The following is a 25109-nucleotide window of genomic DNA, read 5'->3' as shown; positions in this document are numbered from 1 at the left end:
TTCATCGCGAGCAAGCTCAGCTCCCACAGGCTGTTCACCGACCTTCCTTCCGGGGTTCGCCAAAGTTATCCAAGGCTGCCATTCATCAGGTGCGCCGCACTGAAAAGGTGTCACGGCCTCAAAAAGACACCACGTATCTGTTTGCAGACTCAGGAGGTCCCATGAGCCATCCTCAAGACCCAGCCACTCCCCAGGCAGTGGACAACCCCAACGACGACGGCTTCGTCCTCGGCACCGCCGGTCGCGACGAAGACCCCAACGCCGCCCCTTCTTATGCCATCGATCGCCGCCACGACCGGGACGAACTGACCCCTGAAGACGCCCGCGGCATGCCCGGCTATCCCGAGGAAAAGCCAGCGGCCAAACCCAAGGAGAAGGGGGTTGAAGAGGCAGAGCCGGGGATCGAGACGCCTGAGCAGGGGAACGATAAGGTTGGATGAGCAGGACTCATATCTGCTCACATTTCTTACCGAGGCCTAAAGCTTTTGGCGATTAGGCTGGAAACCAGCAAGAGCTAACCATTTGTCTAACTGGCGCTATCGCAATTTGCGATGCGCCAGATTTGTGTTTAACTTCCCCATAGCAAAATGCGATAAGGACGTTGCATGCATGTGATCACTGAGAAACGCATTTGGGAGGCCAAGGATAAATGGCCACATTCAGCGAATGCGTTGGATCAATGGTATCGGCTGATCAAGCGCAATAGTCCGGCTGATTTCGCGGCGATGAAATCCATATTTCCGGCAACCGATAAGGTCGGTCCGCTGCATGTGTTTGACATCGGTGGAAACAAGTTGCGGCTGATTGCGGTGATTCGATACCGAGCGCAGCGTCTGTATATCAAATGCGTGCTTGACCATCGGGAATACGACAGAGGCAAGTGGAAGGAGGAAAAGGGATGAGTGCACTGATCGAACAAGTCGCCGCCCATTGGGAGTTTGTGTCGCCCCTGCTGCGTAAGCCCAGGAGCGAAGAGGATTACGACCGGTTGGTTGCAGCGCTCGATGAATTGTTGGAGTTGGTTGGCGAAGAAGAAGCCCATCCGCTGATGAGCCTGGTGGACATCATCGGTGAATGGATCGAGGCCTGGGATCATCAACACCGGCCGATGCCCAAGGCCACTGGTGTTGAGGCGCTTCGTTATCTGATGCGCGAACACGGTTTGAGCCAGAGCGATTTGCCGGGCATAGGCGCCCAGTCGGTGGTATCGGAGATATTGAGCGGCAAGCGCCAGCTCAATTTAAGGCAGATCCGCTGGTTGGCGGAGCGCTTCGGCGTATCGGTTGAGACCTTTATTTGATGGCTTGGCGCGGCGCACTAACTGCGGCGAGGGAGCTTGCTCCCGCGCCACAGGGGGAGGCGCTATGTCGGCTGGCGGGGCTCGACATTGTCCAGTGCCCGGTTCGCCAATAAGCTGCTCAGTTCGATCAACTGCTGAACGCCCATGGCAACGTGCCGCCTGGAGCCTTTCAGATCGAATGCCAGGTCACTGATCATGGCGTTGGCCGAAGCCAGGTTTTCGCTGAGATTGGCGAGCAAGGTTTCAGTGTCGACGCCATTGACGACGGTGAACAGTTGGCTTGGATCAGCCTCGGGTTTGCTGGGTTTTGGGTTGAGGTAGTAGTCGAGGACGCGGTTAGCCGTTTCGTCGAATTCTTTTGAGTTTGGGTGGCCTGGATCGGTATCTGGCGGGTTGGGGGTTGCTTTGAACATGGTGAATCTCCGTGATTGGTTGAGCCACCACGACCTATCGCTAAACAAGTAAAGGTGGCGGCTGTACGCAGGTTAGCGATCCGGGTCACAGAAACCCCGGGTAGACCAGAAGGTCTCCCACGCACAGCCACCATTAAGCGAGTTGCAGACGTAAAGGACTGCAATCGAGACTGGGCATTGTTGCGTCTGTGTTGAGTCGGATCGCTAAACCCGATCGCTGATTTTCAGCGACGGGGAAACGATAAAGCCCGACCCCAAGGCGCACAAGCCGGCGGATTCTGGCGTAGTTGTAGGCAATGGCGCAAGGCGGCGTAGCCTGCTCCTGAATGGTCCTACATCGAAATAAACGTGGTGATCGTCACGGGGAGTGGATTGGCTTCATGTGCAAGTGCTGGACTGAGAAGTCTGTGGTGAATTGAAGATCGCCATCGCGAGCAAGCTCGCTGCCACAGGGGTTGGTTGTTGTCGCAAATATCGCGATAACACGGTTCCCAATGTGGGAGCGAGCTTGCTCGCGATGACTGTCGTTCAGACAACCCTGAACCTTTGGCGAGGGAGGGTTACGACGAGCAACTGATTTCCAGATGCTTGCCCCACTCCGGCGGACGTTGCGCATAGCTGTCCATGCCGGGTTGTTCCTCGAACGGCTTGCTCAGCACCGTGTGCAGGCGGCGGACTTCTTCGTAGTCGCCGGATTCGGCAGCGTCGATGGCTTTCTGCGCCAGGTAGTTGCGCAGCACATACAGCGGGTTCACCGCGTGCATGCGGGCGCGGCGCTGGTCTTGATCGATAGCGCCCTCGCGGTTGACGCGGGCGATATACAGCTCGCCCCAGGCATCGAATCCCTTGAGGTCGACGAAGTCATCGCGCAGGCTGGCGACGGCTTGTTCGGGCGCCTGGTCGCCCAGCCGGCGGAAGAACAGGCTGTAGTCGACGCCGCTGTTCTGCATCAGTTGCAGCAGGCGTTCCAGCAGTTTCTGGTCATCTTCCTCGGCGCTGGTCAGGCCGAGGCGGCGGCGCATCAGGTCCAGGTAGTGGGCCTGGTACAGCGGCAAGTACAGGCCAAGGGTCTCACGCAGGGCTTCGACGCTGATGAGCGGCGTCAAGGCCTGGGCCAGGGCGCTGAGGTTCCACTGGCCGATGGGCACCTGGTTGCTGAACGAGTAGCGGCCCTGGTCATCGGAGTGGTTGCAGATGAAGTTGGCGTCGAAGTCGTCGAGGAAGGCGAATGGCCCGAAGTCGAAGGTGATGCCCAGGATCGACATGTTGTCGGTGTTCATCACGCCGTGGCAGAAACCGTAGGCCTGCCATTTGGCAATCAGCTCGGCGTTGCGCTCGACGATCTCGCGGAACATCGCCAGGTACGGCTCCGGTTGTTCACGGCACTCGGCAAAGTGCAGGTTCAACACGTGCTCGGCGAGGGTCGCATGCAGCTCGGGTTTCTTGGTGTAGTAGAAGTATTCGAAATGCCCGAAGCGTATGTGGCTGGGTGCCAGGCGCAGCACCATGGCGGCGCGCTCCTGCTTTTCGCGCCACACCGGGGTGTCGGAGCCGATCACGCACAAGGCGCGGGTGGTGGGGATGCCCAGGGCGTGCAGGGCTTCGGAGGCGAGGAACTCGCGAATTGAGGAGCGCAGCACCGCGCGCCCGTCGCCCATCCGTGAGAACGGCGTCTGGCCGGCGCCCTTGAGGTGCAGGTCCCAGTGTTCGCCGGCCTCGTTGTACACCTCGCCCAGCAGCAGCCCCCGGCCATCGCCCAGTTGCGGGTTGTAGTGACCGAACTGATGTCCCGAATACACCATCGCCCGTGGCTCGGTTTCGGCCCAGAGCTTGTGGCCGCCAAAGATCTCGGCAAACAGCGGTGCCTCGGCTTCCACCGGGTCCAGGTCCAGCAGCGCCATGGCCGCCGGGCTGGCGACGACCAGTCGCGGATTGTCGATGGGCTCGGGCAGCACGTGGGTCGATAAACCGTCGCCCAGGCGGGCGAAGCGGTTATCGAAGGTCAAGGTTTCCAGCGTTTTCATGGCCGTCTCCGGCGCGCCGCCTTCAGGCAGCGCGCATCAGTCGAGTGTGTCTTGCGGCGGCTCGGGCACCGGTTTGATGTTGGCTACGGTCGAGGGCACGGGCGTGAGGGTCTTCTTATCAGGCTCGGCGGGCACCAGTTTGTATTCCTGGCCTTGCAGATTCTTCAGATAGATTTCCATCTGCCGGAAGGAGATGTTGATGTGCTCCTTCTTGAACTCACGGTTGATGAACCGGTTGATCTCGTCCAGTACCGGGTTGCGGTCGCCGAGGTCGCGCACGTGCATGCGCAGCTCATGGTCCAGGGTGCTTTCACCGAAGTTGAGGAAGTACACGATCGGTTCCGGTTCCTTCAGCACACGTGGGTTCTCGCGGGCGGCCTTGAGCAGCAATTCGCGCACCCGGTCCAGGTCCGAACCGTAGTCCACGCCCAGTTTCAGGGTTACCCGGGTGACGGTGTCGGTCAGCGACCAGTTGATCAGTTGCCCGGTGATGAAGGTCTTGTTCGGGACGATGATGTCCTTGCGGTCGAAGTCGGTGATGGTGGTCGCCCGAATGCGGATCTTGCTGACCGTGCCCGACAGGTTGCCGATGGTGATGGTGTCGCCGATGCGCACCGGACGCTCGAACAGGATCATGATGCCGGAGATGAAGTTGGCGAAGATCTCCTGCATGCCGAAGCCCAGGCCCACCGACAGCGCGGCCACCAGCCATTGCAGTTTGTCCCAGCTCACGCCCAGGGTGGACAGGGTGGTGACGAAACCGACGCCGGCGATCACATAGGACAGCAGCGTGGTGGTGGCATAGGCACTGCCCTGGGCCAGGTTCAGTTTCGACAGCACGAACACTTCCAGCAGGCCCGGCAGGTTGCGCGCCAGGGCGAAGGTGATGCCGATGATGATCAGCGCCCCGAGCATGTCACCGATGCTGATGGGCACCATGCTCATGTTCGCGCCAGTGCCGCTGGTGTATTCGTAGAGGGTGATGTTGTCCAGGTACGAGAACACGCTGATCAGGTCCGACCAGACCCAGTACAGCGCGGCGATGAAACCGCCCAGCAGCGCCAGGCGAATCAGGCGCAGGGACTGCTCGTTGACCTTTTCGATGTCCAGGGTCGGTTCCTCGACCACCGCTTCGCCGTCGCCGGCCTCCTTGGCGGCCTGGCGCTTGGCCAGGGCACGCTGGTAGGCCAGGCGCCGCGCCGCGACCGACAGGCCGCGGACGAAGGTGGCTTCGATCACCAGCCAGAACATCAGCAGGTACAGGGTGTTGATCAACCGGTCGCTGAGCTTCAGCGCGGTGTAGTAGTAGCCGAAGCACACCGCGACGAACAGCGCGATCGGCAGCGCGGTGAACAGCACCCCGACCGCCTTGCGGAACAGCGAAGTGTTCTTGTGCGTCGGGCTGCTCAGCAGCAGACGGCTGAGCAGCCACGCCATCAACGCGTAGCAGGTCAGCACCACTGGCATGCCCAGCACGTCGTCGGCCAGGGCCGAGGGTTGCAGTTCGGCCACGGCTACCACGGCCACCAGCGCCAGCACCACCAGCCCGAGGCGGCGGATCCAGCCCTGGAGAAATTCGACCTGGGGTTTCTCCCAGCGGAAATGCAATTCGGCCACGCCGCCGGGGGCCAGCACTCGATAGGCCGTGTAGAACACCAGCCAGGCTTGGCCGATCTGCAGCAGCGCCGCGCCGAGGTTGGCGTTCTGGCCACGAGCGTCGATCTGCAGGGCGTAGCCGCACAGGGCCAGCGCCAACGCCAACGGCATCGCCAGGAGGATATTGATCAGGATCGCCTGGGGCGTGTGCCACTGGCTGTCGCGCTTGAAGTGGCCAACGTCCTGGTGAACCTTGTTCAGTCGAGCATAGAGACTCTTGCGCCGCCACAGTAGCGCGCCGATCAGCAGTGCCAGGGGCAGGAACAGCAACGGCCGTTGGGTCAGGCCATCGGCCAGTTCACTGAGGCTCGAGGCCCAGGGCAGTGAGTCGACCTGTTTCTCCAGGCGCAGCGGCACGCCGCGCATCCAGTCGAAATCCAGCGGTTTGTTGCTGGGGATCCAGAACATCTGCTCTTCAAGGGTCGCCCGCAGGTTCTGGGCGGTGCTGAGCAGTTGTTTCTGGTTGAGTTGCAAGGTGATGGATTCGTTGAGCACTGCGCTCAATTCGCGATTCAGGCGTTCCAGCAGGTCGACGCGGGTCAGTGCCAGTTCCAGCAAGGTCTTGCGCAGTTGCGGTGTGGCTTGTTCCGACGGCTGGGAGGCCAGCAGGCTGTCGACATAGGCGCTGGGATTGTTCAGCAGCTCGCGCTGTTGGCTGACTTCGAACTGGTACAGGCGGATGTCGGCGATCTGGTCGGCCAGGTTCTGGTCCATCTTCAGGCGCGGCAGGGTCTGGCGTTGCTTATAGAGAATCTTGGAGAGCAGCAGGCTGCCCTTGAGCACGCTGATCTGCTCGTCCAGGGCGGCGTCGGTCTGGGTGACGCTGTCCAGCAGTTGCTTGGTCTGCAGGTTCTGCTGGGTGACCTCGTTGAGGCGGTCGGTGCTCTTGAGCAGGTAGTCGGAGAGCTTCAGGTTGGCCGCGCTTTCGGTCGCCAGCAGGCTGCTGCCACCGGCCTTCTGGGCTTCGATGGATTGCTGGGTCACCGTCTCCTGGGACTGGGCCAGGCGCTTTTGGTTGATCAGGTTTTGCAGGTCCTGGATTTCCTGCTCCATGCGGGCGATTTTTTCCATCAACAAGTCGTGCTGACTGTTGCCCAGGTCCTGCAGTTGGCTGTTGCCGGCCAGCTCCTGGCGCCGCAGTGGAATCAGCGCATTGAGCGCCGCCAGCTCGGCGTTGAGCTGGTCGCGCTGCTCGGCGCTCAGGGTTTTGCCAGCGTCCCTGCCCGCCTTGAGGGTGGCGTTGATCTGTTGGATGCGGCTCTGGCTGTTGGAAATCTCCGCCTGGGCCCGCTCGGGGCGGGTCTGGGCGGTGATGACCAGGCTGTTGGCGTCGGCCAGGGCTTTTTGCAGGTCACCCTGCTGGGTGGAGCGATCCGTGAGCATTTGCTCGAGCTGGGGAATCGGCAAGTTGGCGTAGCGTTGCGCCACCGGCACCACCGTGGTGCCCTTGAGCCGCGCCAGTTCGCGCTGGTTCTCGATGTTCTGCTTGGGCGCAGTGGCCAGTTGCTGTTTGAGCGCCTGCAGCTTCTGTTCGTAGTCGGCCTTGTTGGTGAGCTGGGTCAGCGTGTTCTGCAAGATCGCCTGCAGGGCTTTCTGCTCGGCTTCCGGCAGTTTGCGGTCGGCGATTTTGTCCAGGCTGGACTGCACTGAAGCGCTGGCGGGAAGGTCAGCGGCTTGCAGTGTGCAGACGGAGAGACTCAGGCCCAGCAGGGCGATGGCGAAAAAGGTGCGCAGGGTAGGCATAAAGACCGGTCGAGCAAGTGAGAGTGGGAGCAGTTTAGAGGAACAAGCCGGGACCCGGGCGACTTCCTTCGGGGAATCTGACGCCCACTTTGGCGATCTTGTTCCCGTCCATGACCGCGACGGTCCACAGGGTGTTGTTCCAATCCACCTGGTCGCCGACTACCGGCGCACCGCCGACTTTCTGGGCGATGAAGCGGCCCAGGGACATGTCGGGATCGATGCCGTCCAGTTTCAGTCCGTACAGCGCCGCAACCGCAGCCAGCTGGGCGTCTCCTTCGAGTACGAAGTCGCCGAAGAAACGCAGATCCAGGCCCCGTTGCGGCGCCTGGCTGAACAGTTTTCCCAGGGCCGGCAAGTCGTGTTCATGGCCGATAACACACAGTAAATCACCGACTTCCAGCACGGTACTACCCGACGGATGGAGCAATTGCTGGCCACGGAACAGGGCGGCGATGCGCGTGCCGTTCGGCATTTTCAGGTCCCGCAGGGGCGAGCCGATGCACCATTTTTCCGCGCCCAGGCGATAGATGAACAACTCCCACTCGCTGGTGACATGGACTTCCAGCGCCGCCCGGGAAATCGGCAGCGGCTCGGGCGGGACGGTCACGTGCAGCAACTTGGCGACCCACGGCAGGCTGGTGCCCTGCACCAACAGCGAGACCAGCACGATAAAGAACGCCAGGTTGAAATAGAGCTGGGCGTGGGGCAGGCCAGCCATCAACGGGAACACCGCCAGGATGATCGGCACCGCGCCGCGCAGGCCGACCCAGGAGATAAAAGCTTTTTCGCGACCGTGGAACGCCTTGAATGGCAGCAGGCCGACCACGACCGACAACGGACGTGCAAACAGAATCATCCACAATGCCAGGCCCAGGGCGGGCAGGGCGATGGGCAGCAGGTCGTGGGGGGTGACCAGCAACCCCAGCACCAGGAACATGCCGATCTGTGCCAGCCAGGCCATGCCATCGAGCATATGCAGGATGCCGTGGCGACTGCGCACCGGGCGGTTGCCGATCACCAGGCCGCACAGATACACCGCCAGGAAGCCGCTGCCGTGCAGGGCGTTGGTCAAGGCGAATACCGCCAGGCCGCCGCTGATGACCAGGATCGGGTACAGGCCGTTGGCCAGGTTGATGCGATTGACCAGTTGCAGCATCAGCCAGCCGCCGCCCAGGCCAAGCACCGCGCCGATGCCAAACTCGCGCACCAGATGCCCCAGCAGGCTCCAATGCAGGCCGGTTTCGCCGCTGGCGAGCATACCGATCAGGGTAACGGTCAGGAACACCGCCATGGGGTCGTTGCTGCCGGACTCGATCTCGAGGGTGGCGCTGACCCGTTCGTTCAGGCCCTTGCCGCCCAGCAGCGAGAACACCGCCGCGGCATCGGTGGAACCGACGATGGCGCCGATCAGCAGCCCCTGGATCAGGTTCAGGTTGAACAGCCACGCCGCCGCCAGGCCGGTCAGCCCGGTGGTGATCAATACACCGACGGTGGCCAGCGACAACGCCGGCCACAGTGCGACGCGAAAGCTCGACACCCGCGTGCGCAAGCCACCGTCCAACAGGATGACCGCTAATGCGAGGTTGCCGACCAGGTAGGCCGTGGCGTAGTTGTCGAAAAGAATACCGGCGCCGTCGACACCGGCCACCATGCCCACGGCCAGGATGATCACCAGGATCGGGATGCCCAGGCGGGACGAAAGAGAACTCACCAGAATGCTCGCACCTACCAGCAACGCGCCGATCAAGAACAGGCTGTTGATGGTCGTCGCAGTCAAAGGCGTTACTCCGGGAAAACTGAAGGGCGGGCACAGGCTGACCATGCAGTCTGCGTGCCAGCGATTCTAACCTGTTGAAATGTGATGCTGTCAAAAAAGGTTGGGAGGGAGGGGAGCTGATCGGTCCCACGCTCTGCGCGGGAATGCCTCAACGGACGCTTCGCGTTCGGCTTTAGGAACGCGGAGCGTCCCCGGCTGCATTCCCACGCGGAGCGTGGGAACGATCATCAGGGGTTAAAGGCTGAACCGCCCAACCATGCTGTTCAGATCCACGGCCAGGCGCGACAGTTCGGCACTGGCGGCGCTGGTCTGGTTGGCGCCGGTGGCCGATTGCACCGACAGGTCGCGGATGTTCACCAGGTTGCGGTCCACTTCACGGGCCACCTGGGCCTGTTCTTCGGCGGCACTGGCGATCACCAGGTTGCGTTCGTTGATCTCGACGATGGCGGTGTTGATCGTGTCCAGGGACATGCCGGCACCGCGGGCGATGTTCAGCGTCGACTCCGCGCGTTCGGTGCTGTTGCGCATCGAATCCACAGCGTGTTCGGTGCCGCTCTGGATGCTGCCGATCATGCGCTCGATCTCGCTGGTCGACTGTTGGGTACGGTGGGCCAGGGCGCGGACTTCGTCGGCGACCACGGCAAAACCACGACCAGCCTCACCGGCACGGGCGGCTTCGATGGCGGCGTTCAGCGCCAACAGGTTGGTCTGGTCGGCCAGGCCGCGGATCACGTCCAGCACCTTGCCGATGTCACGGGACTCATCGGCCAGGTTGCCGATCAAGGCGGCAGTGCTTTGCACATCGGCGCTCATGCGTTCGATGGCGCTGACGGTTTCCTGTACCAGGTCGCGACCATCGCCTGCGGAGGTGGTGGCGTTTTTCGAGGCTTCGGAGGTGCTCACCGCATTGCGCGCGACTTCTTCCACGGCGCTGGTCATTTCGTTGACCGCGGTGGCGGCCTGCTCGATTTCGTTGTTCTGCTGGGTCAGGCCACGAGCACTTTCGTCGGTGACGGCGTTGAGCTCTTCGGCCGCCGACGCAAGCTGTGTGGCCGACCCTGAGATCCGCTGCAAGGTGTCGCGCAGTTTTTCCTGCATGGTCGACATCGCCCGCAGCAGGCGACCGGCTTCGTCGCTGCCATCGACGACAATCGGGCGGGTCAGGTTGCCCTTGGCGATTTCCTCGGCGGCATCCAGCGCGTTGGCAATCGGCTTGGTGATGCTGTTGGTCAGCAGCCAGGCGAACAGCAGGGTCAGGCCGGTGGCGATGACCAGCAGTGTGACAACCCAATTGAAGGCTCTTGAATATTGTTGCTCTGCACCCCGATTGAAAGCGTCGGCTTGTTGGTTATTGATCTCCAGCAGGCGGCCGAGTACCGCGTTGACGGCTTCGGAGTTGCTCAACAGCTCGGTGTTGAGCAGAGCCCGCAGATCTTCGATCTGATTGTTGCGCGACAGGGTTTTCATCCGATCTTCAAGCTGACGGTATTGCCCCAGCAGTTGCACGTATTGATCGTAGGCGGCCCGTTCTTCCGGGGCGCTGATCAGCTTTTCATAGGCAGCCTGGGCCGCGCGGATCTGCTGGTTGCGCTGCTCGAACAGATCGTAGGTTTTCTGCTGGATGTCCGGTTCGCGGTTGGTCAACAAGCGATAGGACAGCACCCGCAGGCGCAGGGTGAGCTGCGTGAACTCATCCAGGGCCTTGATGCTGGGCACGCTGTTGCGGGCGATGCTTTCGCCAGATGCGCGGATGGTGCTCATCTGGGTCAGGGCAAATACCCCAAGGGCGAGCATCAGGGCGCCGATCAGGGCAAACCCCAGGAATGCCCGAGGCGCGATGTTCATATTACGTAGGGACATGGAAAGTACCGGAAGTAGACGCGTCCGTGCGGGGCTGTGACTGCTGTTCCCTGACTTATCGGTCATACGACTAAAGTCTTGAGTGACATGCGTGCTTTTGTCACAGAGCAAAGGTGGCGGTGCGACGAAGGGTCGGAACCAGATTCCCCATTCGCAGTCTCTAAAACTCGCCGCAAAGCCCTGCCAGCCCGTAAAGCGTGGCATTGGCAGTGACTTTTCTTTATCGTACGCGCCCCTTGAAAAAGCCTGGAAATCAATATGTTGGAAACATCCCTCAGCCAGCTGGAGCAACTGGTCAATGACCTGGTGCAACAGAACCGTCACCTCACCGGCCTGAACGAAACCCTGGGCGCGGAGCTTGCCAAGGTCAAGGATGAAAACGAAAGCCTGCAACTGAGCCTGATGGAACAGGAAGAACTGCACGGCACCACCGCCGCCCGCATCCAGGCCCTGATCGAGCGCGCCAGCGCCGGGCCTGTCAGCGCATGAAGCACGGCGCCGATGGGGTGACAGTCATCTCGATCCTGGGAGAGGACTATTCAATCAAGGCGCCGGCCGGGCAGGAACAGGCCCTGCTGGACGCCGCTTCGATGCTCAAGGCCGCACTGGCCGACACGAAAAGGAAATACCCGACGCTGATCGGTGATCGCCTGTTGGTATTGGCGGCCATGAACTTGTGTTCGCAGCAGATGGAAATGCAGAAACAACATCAAGCGGAACTCGACCGTTACCAAGAGCAAGTCAGCGCCACGGTCGATGTGATTGCCAAGACGATCCAGCAGGCCTGAAACCGCCAGTTAGGGCTGACTGTGGGAGCGAGCTTGCTCGCGAAGGCGGTATGTCAGTTGCAATTGATTTGCCTGATCCACCACCTTCGCGAGCAAGCCCGCTCCCACAGTGGATGGTGGTGAACGCAGATGTCGTGTTCACTTGGAACCCCCTGTGGGAGCGAGCCTGCTCGCGATGGGATTCAGCCCCCCTGCATGATCCGGCTCAGAACCACTCATCCCGCATCCCCAGGCACGTATCATCCCGCGCCTCAAGAATCGCCAGCTCATGATGACAACCCGGCACTTCCCAGGTCAGGAAGTAGCGCGCCGCTTGCAGCTTGCCCTTATAGAAGTCGCTGTCTGCGGTATCCCCCTTGGCCAGGCCTTCCTCGGCACGAATCGCCTGTTCCAGCCAGCGCCAGCCGATCACCATGTGCCCAAATACCTTCAGGTACAGCGCCGAGTTGGCGAGGCTGCTGTTGACCTTGCCCTGGGCCAGGTCCGTCAGCAGGCCGAGGGTGACCGTTTGCAGGCGCGCCACCAGCGCTTCCAGCGGCTGGCGCAACGGTGTCAGTGATGCGTGCGCCTGGGCGCGTTCAGTGGTGTTGGCCACCAGGCGGATCAATTGCTTGAGCCCGGCACCGCCGTTCTGCGCCAGTTTGCGCCCCAGCAGGTCCAGGGACTGGATGCCGTGGGTGCCTTCATGGATCGGGTTCAGGCGGTTGTCGCGGTAATACTGCTCCACCGGGTATTCGCGGGTGTAGCCGTGGCCCCCCAGAATCTGGATCGCCAGCTCGTTGGCCTTCAGGCAGAACTCCGAGGGCCAGGATTTGACGATCGGGGTCAGCAAATCCAGCAGCTCATGGGCGCGCCGACGCTCGGCTTCGCTTTCCAGGGTGGTGGTGTCGTCGAACAAGCGCGCGGCGTACAGGCCCAGGTCAAACGAGCCTTCAACGTAGGCCTTCTGGGTCAGCAGCATGCGGCGCACGTCGGCGTGCTGGATGATCGCCACGGGGGTGGTGGTCGGGTCCTTGCTGTCGGGCACCCGGCCCTGCGGGCGTTCGCGGGCGTATTCCAGGGAATACAGGTAGCCGGCGTAACCCAGCATCACCGCACCCATGCCGACGCCGATCCGCGCCTCGTTCATCATCTGGAACATATAGCTAAGGCCGTGGTGCGGTTTGCCTACGAGGTAACCGACACATTCGCCGTTGTCGCCGAAGTTCAGCGCGGTGGAGGTGGTGCCGCGCCAGCCCATTTTGTGGAACAGCCCGGCCAACAATACGTCGTTACGCTGGCCGAGACTGCCGTCGTCGTTGACCAGGAACTTGGGCGCGATAAACAGCGAAATGCCCTTCACGCCCGGCGGCGCGTCCGGCAGTTTCGCCAGGACCATGTGCACGATGTTTTCCGACAACGGATGATCGCCGCCGGAAATAAAGATCTTGTTGCCCTTGAGTCGATAGGTGCCGTCGGATGCAGGCTCCGCGCGCGTACGAATATCCGACAGCGAAGAGCCTGCATGGGGCTCGGTCAGGGCCATGGTGCCGAAGAAACGGCCGTCGATCATCGGTTGCAGGAAGCGTTGCTTCTGCTCCTCGCTGCCGAAGCTTTCGATCAGGTTCGCCGCGCCCATGGTCAGGAACGGATAAGAGGTCGAGGCGGCGTTGGCCGATTGGAAATGCGCGAAGCAGGCCTGGGACAGCAACGTCGGCAGTTGCATGCCGCCCGCCTCGAAGCTGCGTGCCGCGTTGAGAAAACCCGCCTCGAGGAAGGCATCCACCGCCGGTTTTACCTCGGGAATCAGAATCGCCTCGCCGTTCTCGTAGCGCGGTTCGTTTTCATCGTTCTTGCGGTTGTGCGGCGCGAAAAATTTCTCGGCGATGCTGCGGGCCGTACCGATGGCGGCGTCGAAGGTTTCGCGATTGTGCTCGGCAAACCGCTCGCGCTGAGTCAGGCCCTCGGCATCGAGGACTTCATACAGCTCGAAAGCCAGATTGCGGGAACTGAGCAGCGTCTCGGACATGGCGGCTTACCTTTTTTTGGGATGGGCCGAGTCTAGGCGTGCTGATAAAGGCTGAACAGGATGATTGATGACAGTGATGCGGAGGTGCGGGCGACACTAATCCCAATGTGGGGCTTTGTGGGAGCAAGGCTTGCCCGCGATGAAAACGCCGCGGTCTCTTGAGGGCCGCAGCGCCTGGATCGCGAGCAAGCCTTGCTCCCACAAAGCTCGCTCCCACAGGGACTTTCTACTACCAGGCACCCATTGCAGGTGCCTGGTTTACAGCGGTTTAGCCGATAGTCATCAGGCTGGCATTACCACCCGCGGCGGCGGTGTTGACGCTCAACGCTCGCTCGATCACCAGGCGCTCCAGCGCCACGCTGGTTTCGCCCTGGGACAGGCCATGGACCCCGACGATGGCGCCGGCGCGCTTGGCAACCTGCTGGCAGACGCTGCGCAGTTGATCCGAATCGCCGTGGTGCAGGACCGCGTCGAACAGCACCTCGTCTTTGTTCCAGTCGGCAACCCGTTGGATGCGTGCCTGAATCTCCTTCGGCAAGCGTGCGAACAAAGCCTTGCTGGTGTCGGTTTCCGGCCACACGGCCGAGCCGCCCACGGCCAGTACGGCCGCCAGTTGTGTCAGCAGGTCGCCTTCCACGTCGGCCAGGCACAACACGTGCTCGCGCGGCAGGATGGCGTAGCTGTTGCGCTCGCCAGTCGGGCCGGTCAGGGTCCGGGTAATACCGCTCTGCGACTGGGCCGCGAACTGCACGCACAGGGCGCTCAGCTCGGCGAGCTTCTGGCTGTCGGCCCAGGCTTGCAGTGCGGTCAGCGGTTTGCTCATGGCGTCGCGTAAACGCAGGTCTGGCGCTGTCAGGGCGTCGCCACGGACGAAGGATTGCTGGATCGCATCGGTAGGACGTGTCGACAGCAGGCGGTACAGGTACAGCGGACCACCGGCCTTGGGACCGGTGCCCGACAGGCCTTCGCCACCAAACGGCTGCACGCCGACCACAGCACCGACAATGTTGCGGTTCACGTAGACGTTGCCCGCATGCACATTGTCGATGACCTTGGCGATGGTCTCGTCGATGCGCGTGTGCACACCCAGGGTCAGGCCGTAGCCGGAAGCGTTGATCTGGTTGATCAACTGATCCAGTTCCTTGCGCTTGTAGCGCACCACGTGCAACACCGGGCCGAAGATTTCGCGCTGCAGCTCGTCGAAGCTTTCCAGCTCGATCAGGGTTGGCATGACAAAGGTGCCGCGCTTGCACTCGTCGCTGTCGGCGATTGCCATCTGGTACACGGTGCGACCTTTGTCGCGCATGGCCTGGATGTGTTTCTCGATGCCGGCCTTGGCTTCGGCGTCGATCACTGGGCCGATGTCCACGGACAGACGCTCAGGGTTGCCGAGGCGCGATTCGGCCATGGCGCCCTTGAGCATTTCGATGACGCGGTCGGCGGAATCTTCCTGCAGGCACAGGACCCGCAGGGCCGAGCAACGCTGGCCGGCACTGTCGAAGGCTGACGACACCACGTCGATGACCACTTGTTCGGTCAGCGCCGAGGAGTCGACGATCATGGCGTTCTGGCCGCCGGTTTCGGCGATCAGCGGGATCGGACGGCCCTGGTTGTCCAGGCGACCGGCGATGTTGCGTTGCAGCAGGCGAGCGACTTCGGTGGAGCCGGTGAACATTACGCCTTTGACTCGCTCGTCACCCACCAGGCGGGCGCCGACGGTTTCGCCGCGACCCGGCAGCAGTTGCAGCACGCCTTCCGGAATGCCGGCTTCGAGCATCAGGCGCACAGCCTGGGCAGCCACCAATGGCGTCTGCTCGGCGGGCTTGGCCAAGACCGGGTTGCCGGCGGCCAGGGCAGCGGCGACCTGGCCGCTGAAAATCGCCAGCGGGAAGTTCCACGGGCTGATGCAGACCACCGGACCCAGTGGGCGGTGGGCATCGTTGGTGAAATCGTTGCGCGCCTGCACCGCGTAGTAGCGCAGGAAATCCACGGCTTCACGCACTTCGGCAATGGCGTTGGCGAAGGTCTTGCCAGCTTCGCGGGCCAGCAGGCCCATCAGCGGCTGGATCTCACCTTCCATCAGGTCAGCGGCACGTTCGAGGATCGCGGCGCGCTCGGCTGGCGGCGTGGCTTGCCAGATCGGTGCGGCGTTGAGGGCGCACTGGATGGCGTTGTCGACGTCGGCGACCGTGGCTTCCTGCACATGGCCAACCACGTCGCGGTGATCGGACGGGTTCAGTACGGGGGCCGGGGTTTCTTCGCTGGCGGCACAGCCGAGCATCGGCACGGCTTTCCAATCGTTATGGGCAGTGGCAAGCAGGGCGCAGGACAGCGACGCCAAGCGATGTTCGTTGGCCAGGTCGATGCCGCTGGAGTTGGCGCGGTCGCTGCCATACAGGTCGCGCGGCAGTGGGATGCGCGGGTGCGGCAGGCCGAAACCGCCTTCCAGCGTCGCCATTTGCTCGATGCTGGCCACTGGATCGGCCACCAGCTCCTGAATCGAGATGGACTGGTCGGCGATACGGTTGACGAACGAAGTGTTCGCGCCGTTTTCCAGCAGGCGACGTACCAGGTACGCCAGCAGTGTTTCGTGAGTGCCGACCGGAGCGTACACACGGCACGGACGGTTCAGCTTGCCTTCGGAAACCTTGCCTACAACCTGTTCGTACAGTGGTTCACCCATGCCGTGCAGGCACTGGAATTCGTACTGGCCCGGATAATAGTTCTGACCGGCGATGTGGTAGATGGCTGCCAGGGTATGGGCGTTGTGCGTGGCGAACTGCGGGTAGATGACTTCCGGCACCGACAGCAACTTGCGGGCGCAAGCGATGTAGGACACGTCGGTGTACACCTTGCGGGTATAGACCGGATAGCCTTCCAGGCCTTCGACCTGGGCGCGCTTGATCTCGCTGTCCCAGTACGCGCCTTTTACCAGGCGAATCATCAACCGGTGGCGGCTACGGCGGGCCAGGTCGATGACGTAGTCGATCACGTATGGGCAACGCTTCTGGTAGGCCTGGATCACGAAACCGATGCCGTTCCAGCCGGTCAGTTGCGGCTCGAAGCACAGACGCTCCAGCAGATCCAGCGACAGCTCAAGGCGGTCGGCTTCTTCGGCGTCGATGTTCAGGCCGATGTCGTATTGCTTGGCCAGCAGGGTCAGCGACAGCAGGCGCGGGTACAGCTCGTCCATGACGCGCTCGTACTGGGCACGGCTGTAACGTGGGTGCAGGGCGGACAGCTTGATGGAAATGCCCGGGCCTTCATAAATCCCGCGACCATGGGACGCTTTGCCGATCGAATGGATGGCTTGTTCGTACGAGGCCAGGTACTTCTGCGCATCATGTTCGGTGAGTGCGGCTTCACCCAGCATGTCGTAGGAATAGCGGAAGCCTTTGGCTTCGAACTTGCTCGCGTTGGCCAGGGCCTCGGCGATGGTTTCGCCGGTGACGAACTGCTCGCCCATCAGACGCATGGCCATGTCGACGCCCTTGCGGATCATCGGCTCGCCGCTCTTGCCGATGATGCGGCTCAGGGAGGAGGTCAGGCCCGCTTCGTTATGGGTGGCGACCAGTTTGCCGGTCAGCAGCAGGCCCCAAGTGGCGGCGTTGACGAACAGCGACGGGCTGTTGCCCAAGTGTGGCTGCCAGTTGCCGGTGCTGATCTTGTCGCGGATCAGCGCGTCACGGGTGCCTTTGTCCGGGATACGCAGCAGTGCCTCAGCCAGGCACATCAGTGCTACACCTTCCTGGGACGACAGGGAAAATTCCTGCAGCAAACCCTGAACGATACCGGCACGGCCGCCGGCACTTTTCTGATTACGCAGTTTTTCCGCAATCGAAGCAGCCAGCTTATTGGTGGCTTCGGCCATTTGCGCCGGCAGGCGGGCCTGCTCGATCAGCATCGGCACCACTTCGGGTTCCGGGCGACGGTAGGCGGCCGTGATGGAGGCGCGCAGGACCGATTGCGGCAGGATGCTCTCGGCAAATTCGAGGAAGCACTGGTGAGCATGGTCGACCTGTACATCGCCGGCATCATCGCTGTCGGTGCGAGGTGAACCGTTCAGCTCGGTCAGGGTTGCACCACCCTCGAGTTTTTCCAGGTAATTGAAAATTGCCTGCTTGATCAGCCAGTGCGGCGTGCGATCAATCGAGGTTGCGGCCGCCTTGAGGCGTTCGCGGGTCGGGTCATCGAGTTTGACCCCAAGGGTGGTGGTAGCCATATTTTTATCCTCATGTTTACCACGTATCGCGTGGCATCAGCTGGCGGCAAGATTAGCTGCGGGATGATTGAGGTGCAACCGGGTGCAACCCTTTTTTTCTCGAAATGACAGGCAGCTCATCCGGAAGCGAATGTTGCCCCGTGAATCCTGCACCGGCTTAGTGCTTTGGCTTCTAGCTGAGCGCTGGGGGCTGCACTAAAAGGGAGCAAAAAACACAGATTTTGCGATAAAACCGATCAGGTGCAACTTATTCGAGCGAAACTGGTTGCACCTTATTTGATTTGTTGAATAGCATTCGCGGCCAAGGTGCAACCGGTTAAAAACCGAGGGGCATCGGCTGATGGCTTTCCTGGGGAAACATCAGTCATAAATTCGCGGGACTGCAAATCGTCGCTACAACGTCTGTGTTGTCGACGCTTTAAACTGCCACCGCTACATAAAAACAAAGCCAGGGCGTAACTCATGAGTGTAAGTAATCCCACCTTGATCACTTTCGTGATCTACATCGCAGCCATGGTCCTGATCGGTCTGATGGCTTACCGCTCCACCAACAACCTTTCCGATTACATCCTGGGCGGTCGTAGCCTGGGCAGCGTCGTGACGGCACTGTCTGCCGGTGCTTCCGACATGAGCGGCTGGTTGTTGATGGGTTTGCCCGGTGCAATCTACATGTCCGGCCTGTCGGAAAGCTGGATCGCCATCGGCCTGATCGCCGGTGCCTACCTGAACTGGTTGTTCGTGGCTGGTCGCCTGCGGGTACAGACCGAGCACAACGGTGACGCACTGACGCTGCCGGACTACTTCTCCAGCCGTTTCGAAGACAAGAGCGGCGTGCTGCGGATCATCTCTGCGGTGGTGATCCTGGTGTTCTTCACCATCTACTGTGCTTCCGGCATCGTGGCCGGCGCCCGTCTGTTCGAAAGCACCTTCGGCATGTCCTATGAGACCGCGCTGTGGGCCGGTGCTGCAGCGACCATCGCCTACACCTTCGTCGGTGGTTTCCTGGCCGTGAGCTGGACCGACACCGTACAAGCCACCCTGATGATCTTTGCGTTGATCCTCACGCCGATCATTGTGCTGCTGGCTACCGGTGGTGTGGACACCACGTTCCTGGCCATTGAAGCAAAAGATCCTACTTCGTTCGATATGCTGAAAAACACCACCTTCATCGGCGTGATCTCGCTGATGGGCTGGGGCCTGGGTTACTTCGGCCAACCGCACATCCTGGCGCGCTTCATGGCGGCGGATTCGGTCAAGTCGATCGCCAATGCCCGGCGCATTTCCATGACCTGGATGATCCTCTGCCTGGGCGGCACCGTGGCTGTCGGCTTCTTCGGTATCGCTTACTTCTCGGCACACCCAGACGTGGCCGGTCCGGTGACCGAAAACCCTGAGCGCGTGTTCATCGAGCTGGCGAAGATCCTGTTCAACCCATGGGTTGCCGGTGTGTTGCTGTCGGCGATCCTGGCGGCGGTCATGAGTACCCTGAGCTGCCAGTTGCTGGTGTGCTCCAGCGCCCTGACCGAAGACTTCTACAAGACTTTCCTGCGCAAGGGCGCTTCCCAGTTGGAACTCGTCTGGGTCGGCCGCGCCATGGTGCTGTTGGTGGCGTTGATCGCCATCGCCCTGGCCGCCAACCCGGAAAACCGTGTACTGGGCCTGGTGAGCTACGCCTGGGCCGGTTTCGGTGCCGCCTTCGGCCCGGTTGTCCTGATCTCCGTGATCTGGAAGAACATGACCCGCAATGGCGCGCTCGCCGGCATCCTGGTGGGTGCAATCACCGTGATTGTCTGGAAGCATTTCGCCTTGCTGGGCCTGTACGAAATCATCCCGGGCTTCATCTTCGCCAGCCTGGCCATCTACATTGTCAGCAAGATGGGCTCGCCTACCGCGGGTATGCTGCAGCGCTTCGACGCGGCGGAAAAAGATTTTCGCCTGAACCAGTAAGGCCTTCGGCGCGGCCTTGATGGCTCGCAGGGCGACTTGCATAAAAACGGCCCGTCTCCAATGGAGGCGGGCCGTTTTTTTTCATGGGCTCAGTCCGGGTTGGCGTCAGGCTGGTTGAGAAAGATCAACACGCCCAGGATCGCCATGTAGAACCTGAACGCAGCGTCCTGGCCATTCCAGATTTCTGATTGCCACATCAGGAACCACTCGCCACCGACGACCATGAAACCAAAGAACCAGACGAAGAAGCCCACCGTCAGGCCGGCAACGGCCCAGCGCTTGGCGCGGGAGAAAACCGCGGCCTCGGCCTGGCGTGCCAGCCACAGTTCCAGTGCTCCGTAGCCCAGCAACCCGGCCGTCATCGCTTCGCCGAGGATAATCAGCCAATAGGCCCCGTGCCACATCCACGGTTGATCGATGGCTCGATACCGGGCGGCATTGTCGGGAAAGGTGGTATCCATACTCAGTACGTGATGGACGAAATTGAAGTTGGAGCTGTAGTCCGTGATGTTATTGAACACGGTCAGGAAGGCGAATGCGGCGAGCGCCAGGGTCATTGCGATCTTTGCGTAACGTGTCGTCATCTCGTGCGTCCTTTGCTTTTTTGCGACCAGCGCACGTTATCACGGCTGTCACGGCGCCAAGATCCGTTGTGTTGCAGGAAACGGCTGATTCATTCGTGGGACGGTTGCGGTTGGCTACGATGCCACGAATGTCTATCGGAAAATGCATCACGTCTTGCCGCTTTTGGCTCATTGGCTGTAAGGCAAATCTGTTTTTCCTGACCTCCAATCCACTCCCCCTATCGCTCGTGCAGAATCGCCCGCTTCCATTTCGCAGAGGCACATCGGATGTTCCCGCCTGCCAACCAACCGCGTTTCACGCTGACGCTCGACAGCGGGCCGAATGAACTCAAGGTGCTCGAGTTCAAGGGTAAGGAAGCCATCAGCCAGCCCTATCGCTTTGATCTGGAACTGATCAGCGAGCGGTCTGACCTGGCGCTGGAAGAGCTCCTGCATCGCCAGGCATTTCTGGGGTTCGATGATTGGGGCAGTGGCGTACACGGTCAGGTCTATAGCGTGGCCCAGGGGGATTCGGGCAAACGCCTGACCCGTTATCAGATCAGCCTGGTGCCTCGCCTGGCCTACTTGCGCCATCGCATCAACCAGCGGATTTTCCAGCACCTGAGCGTGCCCGATATCGTCGCCCAGGTGTTGAAGGAGCACGGGATCCTGGCGGATGCCTGCCAGTTCACGCTTGGCGGGCAATACCCCGAGCGCGAGTATTGCGTGCAGTATGGCGAAAGCGACCTGGCCTTCATCGAGCGGATCTGCGCCGAAGTCGGCATCCATTATCACTTCAGGCATCGCCCTGACGGTCATCTGCTGGTGTTCGGTGACGACCAGACGGTGTTTCCGCGCCTGCCTGAGTCGACGCTATACCTGCCGGACAGCGGCATGGCCGTCGACGAGCCGGCCATCAAGCGCCTGGCGGTGCGGCTCCAGACCCGTACCACTGCCGTGACGTTGCGCGATTACGACTTCCGCAGGCCCGGTTTGTTACTGCAAACCCACCTCGACAATCGACAGCGCCCTGTGCTCGAGGACTATCACTATCCCGGCGGTTTCTGCGCCCGTGACGACGGCAAGCATCTGACCCGACGCGCCCTTGAGCGCCACGGCGCCGACCACTGCGTGGCAGAAGGCGGCAGCGATGAAAGCGCCTTCGTCAGCGGACACTTCATGCGGATCAAGGAACATCCGCGGGAACCGTGGAATGATCTCTGGCTCCTGACGCAGATCGACCATCATGGCCGCCAACCGCAGGTGCTGGAAGAAACGGCCGGCGCCGGCCCGGATGAATTCCAGGGCTACAAAAACACCTTTCTCGCCACGCCATGGGACGTGTTCTTTCGGCCACCCCTGCATCACGAAAAGCCCCGTGCCCATGGTTATCAGTCGGCGGTGGTGACCGGGCCGGTGGACAGCGAGATCCATTGCGATGAATTCGGACGGGTCAAGGTGCAACTGGTCTGGGATCGCGACGGTCAATGCGACGAGCATTCCAGTTGCTGGCTGCGCGTGGCCTCCGGTTGGGCTCACGATCGCTATGGCGCAGTGATGATCCCCCGGGTCGGGATGGAAGTCCTGGTGGGGTTCATCGATGGCGACGTGGACAAGCCGTTGGTCGTCGGATGCCTGCCCAACGGCGCCAACCCGGTGCCGCTGGACCTGCCTGCGGACAAGACCCGCAGCGTGTTGCGCAGCCAGAGCAGCCCGGGCGGGGGAGGCTACAACGAATTGCGCATCGAGGATCGCAAGGGCGCCGAGGAGATCTACCTGCGGGCCCAGCGCAACTGGACCCAACATGTGCTGCATGACCAGCGGGTGCAGGTCGATCACGAGCGCAGCATCGTTGTCACCGGTACGGCACGGCACGAGCTCAAGGCCGATGAGCAGCGCCTTACCCACGGTCAACGCCGGGCAGAAGTGCGGCAGGACGATCATCTGCTGGTGAGCGGCGAGCGGCATATTCGTGTCACCAGCCAGGTCCTGAGTGCCAGCCAGCAGTTTCATGTCAGCGCCGGCCAGCAAGTGGTCTTGGACGGGGGTGCGAGCGTGACCCTTCAGGCCGGCGGCCATTGGATCAACATCGGCGCTGGCGGGATTTCCAGCAGTGTACCCATCGAGGTCGGTGGTGCGCCGATGGCGGTCATGAGCGCGGCCTCCGGCTCTCCAGGCGGCGCCGAGAAGCTGGTCGCTGCGACGGCGCCTGCGCTTTCCCTTGCGCAGATCCTCAGTTTCCAAGGTTCGGCGCCGTTCTGCGAGGAGTGTGAGCGTTGCAGAAGCGGCGCCTGCGCAGCGCCGCCGGCCTTTCGCAAACCTGTCGATCTCCGGGGGCGTGCATGAACAGCGATCAATCTCCTCGCGCCTGGCTTGAAGATCACCCCTTGCAGGCCTCCGAGCAACTTTTCGCCATTTTCAGCAATGCCAGTAGCGCCGGGGCGTTGTCGGCCTGGAGGCGCTCGATGAACTCGACAGCCAGCCCGATCTGGGCCGATACACCGTACACCGAGTGGCAGGCGGTCATGCCCTATGTAGGGCTGGTCAGCGCAGACAGTGAGTTGCTTGATTGGATCGCCGCCACCGACGCCCTCGATTGGGGCTGGCTGGCGGTTTCGTGTGTGAGCCAGGAAACCCTTGCGGAACACTTGCGAGGGCTCACACAGGTGCTGTTGCCCGATGGCAAGCCGGTCTTCCTGCGTTTTTGGGATGGGCGGTTCATGCGGCCTATCCTGCAATCGACGGCGGTGGAGGCCGGGCAGCTCTTGCCGGTCATCAAGCGCTGCCTGATCAACGGGCAATCCCTTGAAGTCGTGGGAAATGCCCAGCGGCCGGCCCAGGCTTTTCCCTGGTGGCAAGTTCCCGTCGTGCTGTTGGACGCAATGGCCGAGGGCCCGACGGACTGTCTGCTGGACAACGTGCTCACTTGGCTGGGTGAAGAGCATCCGCATGTGTTCGAGCGGGTCGACGGCAGCGTCCTACGCTGCAAGATTGCCCACTTTCTTGAGCGATCGGCGGCGGTTGAGGCGAAAATGGCGCCATTGCAGGCGTATTTGCTGCGAGAGCTGGGCTGATGACGGCCTGTCCGCCGGGCTGCGAACCCCTGACGTCCGACGCGCTTCAAGGTAAACTCGTCGCCCTTCGCAGGAGCCGCCATGAATTATCGCCACGCCTTCCACGCCGGCAATCACGCCGATGTGTTCAAACACCTGACCTTGACCCGCCTCATCGCATTGATGTCGCGCAAGGAGCAGCCCTTCGCCTACCTCGATACCCATGCAGGTATCGGGTTGTACGACTTGCAGGGTGACCAGGCCAACCGTACCGGTGAGTACCTGGAAGGCATTGCGCGGTTGTGGGGCGAGAGCGATCTGCCGCCGCTGACCGCCGATTACATGAAGGTGCTGCACGAGATGAACCCGGACGGGCAGTTGCGCTACTACCCGGGCTCGCCGGAGTTGGCGCGGCGCCTGACCCGTTCGCAGGACCGTGTGCTGCTCAATGAGAAACACCCTGAAGACGGCGTGTTGCTCAAGGACAACATGAAAGGCGACCGTCGCGTGGCGGTCCACCTGGGTGAGGGCTGGCATGTGCCGCGGGCGCTGCTGCCGGTGGCAGAAAAGCGTGCCCTGATGCTGATCGATCCGCCTTTCGAACAGCTGGACGAGATGCAGCGCTGCGCCGCCTCCCTCAAGGAGGCCATTGGCCGGATGCGCCAGACGGTGGCGGCGATCTGGTACCCGGTGAAGGACCAGCGGATGTTGCGCCGCTTCTACCAGGACCTGGCCGGCACGGGCGCGCCGAAGCTGTTGCGGGTGGAACTGTTGGTGCACCCATTGGCGACGCCCAACAGCCTGAACGGCTCCGGCCTGGCGATTGCCAACCCGCCGTGGGGGCTGGAGGAAGAGTTGCATGAACTGCTGCCGTGGCTGTCGAAAAAGCTGGGGCAGACCCAGGGTGGGTGGCAGATGGATTGGTTGATCGCTGAGAGCTGAGTTTACTGGCGCCTGGAAGGGCGCTATCGCGAGCAAGCTCGCTCCCACACTGGATCTGAGGCGTACGCACGAATTGTGTACGCCGCCAGATCCGTGGGAGCGAGCTTGCTCGCGAAGCTTTTCAGGGCCCGACAGTCAGATCGGGCAGGTCACGCCCGTACCGCCAATCCCGCAATAGCCTTCAGGGTTTTTCGCCAGGTACTGCTGGTGGTAGGCCTCGGCGAAGTAAAACGTCGGTGCTTCTTCGATTTCGGTCGTGATGGTGCCTTTGCCTGCCTTGGTCAACTCGGCCTGGAATACTTGCTCGCTGTGTTTGGCCGCCGCCAGTTGAGCCGGGTTGGTGGCATAGATCACCGAACGGTACTGGGTACCAATGTCATTCCCCTGGCGCATGCCCTGGGTCGGGTTGTGCAGTTCCCAGAACATTTTCAGAAGCTGCTCGTAACTGACTTTTGCCGGTTCATAGACCACCAGTACCACTTCACTGTGGCCGGTCAGACCCGAACAGACTTCTTCATACGTCGGGTTCGGCGTGAAGCCGCCGGCGTAACCCACCGCTGTACTGACCACGCCTTCGCGCTGCCAGAACTTGCGCTCTGCACCCCAGAAGCAGCCGAGGCCGAAGATCGCGAAATCCACGTCCATGGCAAACGGGCCCAGCAGCGGCGCGTCGTGGACGAAGTGTCTTTCCGGCACGGTCATTGGGGTTTCACGGCCAGGCAGGGCTTGTTCTTGAGTAGGGAGCACGTTTTTGTTCACCAGGATTTCCGAGCGCAAGACCATCATCAGTCCTCTCAGTCAGATTGAGTTGAG

At 61.6% G+C, this 25109-nt stretch carries 18 protein-coding genes and 1 pseudogene; 9 read left to right on the top strand and 10 right to left on the bottom strand.

Annotated elements, in window-relative coordinates:
- The first annotated feature begins 161 nt into the window (after nt 1–161).
- The 3 genes from KGA89_RS06955 to KGA89_RS06945 all read left to right on the top strand — a co-directional run bounded on the left by KGA89_RS06955 (nt 162) and on the right by KGA89_RS06945 (nt 1300).
- Entirely contained in the window at nt 162–440 is a 279-nt protein-coding gene (locus tag KGA89_RS06955) for a hypothetical protein (protein ID WP_013692104.1), read from the top strand.
- A 165-nt stretch (nt 441–605) separates the two neighbouring features.
- Complete coding sequence (locus tag KGA89_RS06950) at nt 606–902, top strand: type II toxin-antitoxin system HigB family toxin (RefSeq protein WP_003197059.1); 297 nt, start codon at nt 606–608, stop codon at nt 900–902.
- A complete protein-coding gene (locus KGA89_RS06945; protein WP_003197061.1) occupies nt 899–1300 on the top strand; it encodes a type II toxin-antitoxin system HigA family antitoxin in 402 nt (133 codons plus the stop codon). The genes KGA89_RS06950 and KGA89_RS06945 overlap by 4 nt, the downstream gene beginning before the upstream one ends.
- A gap of 62 nt (nt 1301–1362) precedes the next feature.
- On the opposite strand, the gene KGA89_RS06940 is transcribed toward KGA89_RS06945, so the two are convergent.
- The 6 genes and pseudogenes from KGA89_RS06940 to KGA89_RS30695 all read right to left on the bottom strand — a co-directional run.
- On the bottom strand, nt 1363–1713 hold the full coding sequence (locus tag KGA89_RS06940; RefSeq protein WP_223471017.1) for a DUF6124 family protein: 351 nt from the start codon (nt 1711–1713) through the stop codon (nt 1363–1365).
- 560 nt (nt 1714–2273) lie between these two features.
- Nucleotides 2274–3737 carry a protein adenylyltransferase SelO gene (gene selO, locus KGA89_RS06935; RefSeq protein WP_223471016.1) on the bottom strand — a complete coding sequence of 488 codons (1464 nt, stop codon included), beginning with the start codon at nt 3735–3737 and terminating at the stop codon, nt 2274–2276.
- Nucleotides 3738–3773: 36 nt separating this feature from the next.
- Entirely contained in the window at nt 3774–7136 is a 3363-nt protein-coding gene (mscK, locus tag KGA89_RS06930; RefSeq protein ID WP_223471015.1) for a mechanosensitive channel MscK, read from the bottom strand.
- A 34-nt stretch (nt 7137–7170) separates the two neighbouring features.
- Nucleotides 7171–8913: a potassium/proton antiporter gene (locus KGA89_RS06925; RefSeq protein ID WP_013692106.1), complete on the bottom strand. Its 1743-nt coding sequence runs from the start codon at nt 8911–8913 to the stop codon at nt 7171–7173.
- Nucleotides 8914–9147: 234 nt separating this feature from the next.
- Nucleotides 9148–9852, bottom strand: a complete 705-nt coding sequence (locus tag KGA89_RS30700) for a methyl-accepting chemotaxis protein (RefSeq protein ID WP_371856175.1) — start codon at nt 9850–9852, stop codon at nt 9148–9150.
- A 198-nt stretch (nt 9853–10050) separates the two neighbouring features.
- Nucleotides 10051–10758: pseudogene (locus tag KGA89_RS30695) on the bottom strand (MCP four helix bundle domain-containing protein); the annotation flags it as partial.
- 273 nt (nt 10759–11031) lie between these two features.
- Between KGA89_RS30695 and KGA89_RS06915 the strand changes: the two are divergent.
- Together KGA89_RS06915 and KGA89_RS06910 are read left to right on the top strand one after the other, a co-directional pair.
- The gene (locus tag KGA89_RS06915) at nt 11032–11262 is read left to right on the top strand and encodes a hypothetical protein (RefSeq protein WP_003197071.1); all 231 of its coding nucleotides are present in this window, start codon (nt 11032–11034) and stop codon (nt 11260–11262) included.
- Complete coding sequence (locus tag KGA89_RS06910; RefSeq protein ID WP_003197073.1) at nt 11259–11561, top strand: cell division protein ZapA; 303 nt, start codon at nt 11259–11261, stop codon at nt 11559–11561. The genes KGA89_RS06915 and KGA89_RS06910 overlap by 4 nt, the downstream gene beginning before the upstream one ends.
- 205 nt (nt 11562–11766) lie before the next feature.
- On the opposite strand, the gene KGA89_RS06905 is transcribed toward KGA89_RS06910, so the two are convergent.
- Nucleotides 11767–13569, bottom strand: a complete 1803-nt coding sequence (locus KGA89_RS06905) for an acyl-CoA dehydrogenase (RefSeq protein ID WP_223471013.1) — start codon at nt 13567–13569, stop codon at nt 11767–11769.
- Nucleotides 13570–13837: 268 nt separating this feature from the next.
- On the bottom strand, nt 13838–17791 hold the full coding sequence (putA, locus tag KGA89_RS06900) for a trifunctional transcriptional regulator/proline dehydrogenase/L-glutamate gamma-semialdehyde dehydrogenase (protein WP_003197076.1): 3954 nt from the start codon (nt 17789–17791) through the stop codon (nt 13838–13840).
- 462 nt (nt 17792–18253) lie between these two features.
- On the opposite strand from putA, the gene putP reads away from it, so the two are divergent.
- Entirely contained in the window at nt 18254–19738 is a 1485-nt protein-coding gene (gene putP / locus KGA89_RS06895) for a sodium/proline symporter PutP (RefSeq protein WP_013692110.1), read from the top strand.
- An 89-nt stretch (nt 19739–19827) separates the two neighbouring features.
- Here putP and KGA89_RS06890 read toward each other — a convergent pair whose 3' ends face one another.
- A complete protein-coding gene (locus KGA89_RS06890) occupies nt 19828–20322 on the bottom strand; it encodes a DUF2165 family protein (protein ID WP_223471011.1) in 495 nt (164 codons plus the stop codon).
- A 267-nt stretch (nt 20323–20589) separates the two neighbouring features.
- Between KGA89_RS06890 and KGA89_RS06885 the strand changes: the two genes are divergently transcribed.
- The 3 genes from KGA89_RS06885 to KGA89_RS06875 all read left to right on the top strand — a co-directional run bounded on the left by KGA89_RS06885 (nt 20590) and on the right by KGA89_RS06875 (nt 24296).
- Nucleotides 20590–22647, top strand: a complete 2058-nt coding sequence (locus KGA89_RS06885; protein WP_223471009.1) for a type VI secretion system tip protein VgrG — start codon at nt 20590–20592, stop codon at nt 22645–22647.
- On the top strand, nt 22644–23375 hold the full coding sequence (locus tag KGA89_RS06880) for a DUF4123 domain-containing protein (protein ID WP_223471007.1): 732 nt from the start codon (nt 22644–22646) through the stop codon (nt 23373–23375). Before KGA89_RS06885 ends, KGA89_RS06880 begins: the two co-directional genes overlap by 4 nt.
- An 81-nt stretch (nt 23376–23456) precedes the next feature.
- Nucleotides 23457–24296, top strand: a complete 840-nt coding sequence (locus KGA89_RS06875) for a 23S rRNA (adenine(2030)-N(6))-methyltransferase RlmJ (protein ID WP_223471005.1) — start codon at nt 23457–23459, stop codon at nt 24294–24296.
- Nucleotides 24297–24431: 135 nt separating this feature from the next.
- Here KGA89_RS06875 and msrA read toward each other — a convergent pair whose 3' ends face one another.
- Complete coding sequence (gene msrA, locus KGA89_RS06870; RefSeq protein ID WP_223471193.1) at nt 24432–25079, bottom strand: peptide-methionine (S)-S-oxide reductase MsrA; 648 nt, start codon at nt 25077–25079, stop codon at nt 24432–24434.
- Between the last annotated feature and the right edge of the window lie 30 nt (nt 25080–25109).

The organism is Pseudomonas sp. A-RE-22, from assembly GCF_019956035.1.
Lineage (GTDB): Bacteria > Pseudomonadota > Gammaproteobacteria > Pseudomonadales > Pseudomonadaceae > Aquipseudomonas > Aquipseudomonas brassicacearum.
Note: the sequence above shows the minus strand (reverse complement) of the source record. Positions and strands in the feature narration are given on the sequence as shown.

Excerpts from the sequence above, each read along its gene's own strand:
- KGA89_RS06955 (WP_013692104.1), top strand. The coding sequence starts at position 162 with ATGAGCCATCCTCAAGACCCAGCCACTCCCCAGGCAGTGGACAACCCC.
- KGA89_RS06950 (WP_003197059.1), top strand. The coding sequence starts at position 606 with ATGCATGTGATCACTGAGAAACGCATTTGGGAGGCCAAGGATAAATGG.
- KGA89_RS06945 (WP_003197061.1), top strand. The coding sequence starts at position 899 with ATGAGTGCACTGATCGAACAAGTCGCCGCCCATTGGGAGTTTGTGTCG.
- KGA89_RS06940 (WP_223471017.1), bottom strand. The coding sequence starts at position 1,713 with ATGTTCAAAGCAACCCCCAACCCGCCAGATACCGATCCAGGCCACCCA.
- selO (WP_223471016.1), bottom strand. The coding sequence starts at position 3,737 with ATGAAAACGCTGGAAACCTTGACCTTCGATAACCGCTTCGCCCGCCTG.
- mscK (WP_223471015.1), bottom strand. The coding sequence starts at position 7,136 with ATGCCTACCCTGCGCACCTTTTTCGCCATCGCCCTGCTGGGCCTGAGT.
- KGA89_RS30700 (WP_371856175.1), bottom strand. The coding sequence starts at position 9,852 with ATGACCAGCGCCGTGGAAGAAGTCGCGCGCAATGCGGTGAGCACCTCC.
- KGA89_RS06915 (WP_003197071.1), top strand. The coding sequence starts at position 11,032 with ATGTTGGAAACATCCCTCAGCCAGCTGGAGCAACTGGTCAATGACCTG.
- KGA89_RS06910 (WP_003197073.1), top strand. The coding sequence starts at position 11,259 with ATGAAGCACGGCGCCGATGGGGTGACAGTCATCTCGATCCTGGGAGAG.
- KGA89_RS06905 (WP_223471013.1), bottom strand. The coding sequence starts at position 13,569 with ATGTCCGAGACGCTGCTCAGTTCCCGCAATCTGGCTTTCGAGCTGTAT.
- putA (WP_003197076.1), bottom strand. The coding sequence starts at position 17,791 with ATGGCTACCACCACCCTTGGGGTCAAACTCGATGACCCGACCCGCGAA.
- putP (WP_013692110.1), top strand. The coding sequence starts at position 18,254 with ATGAGTGTAAGTAATCCCACCTTGATCACTTTCGTGATCTACATCGCA.
- KGA89_RS06890 (WP_223471011.1), bottom strand. The coding sequence starts at position 20,322 with ATGACGACACGTTACGCAAAGATCGCAATGACCCTGGCGCTCGCCGCA.
- KGA89_RS06885 (WP_223471009.1), top strand. The coding sequence starts at position 20,590 with ATGTTCCCGCCTGCCAACCAACCGCGTTTCACGCTGACGCTCGACAGC.
- KGA89_RS06880 (WP_223471007.1), top strand. The coding sequence starts at position 22,644 with ATGAACAGCGATCAATCTCCTCGCGCCTGGCTTGAAGATCACCCCTTG.
- KGA89_RS06875 (WP_223471005.1), top strand. The coding sequence starts at position 23,457 with ATGAATTATCGCCACGCCTTCCACGCCGGCAATCACGCCGATGTGTTC.
- msrA (WP_223471193.1), bottom strand. The coding sequence starts at position 25,079 with ATGGTCTTGCGCTCGGAAATCCTGGTGAACAAAAACGTGCTCCCTACT.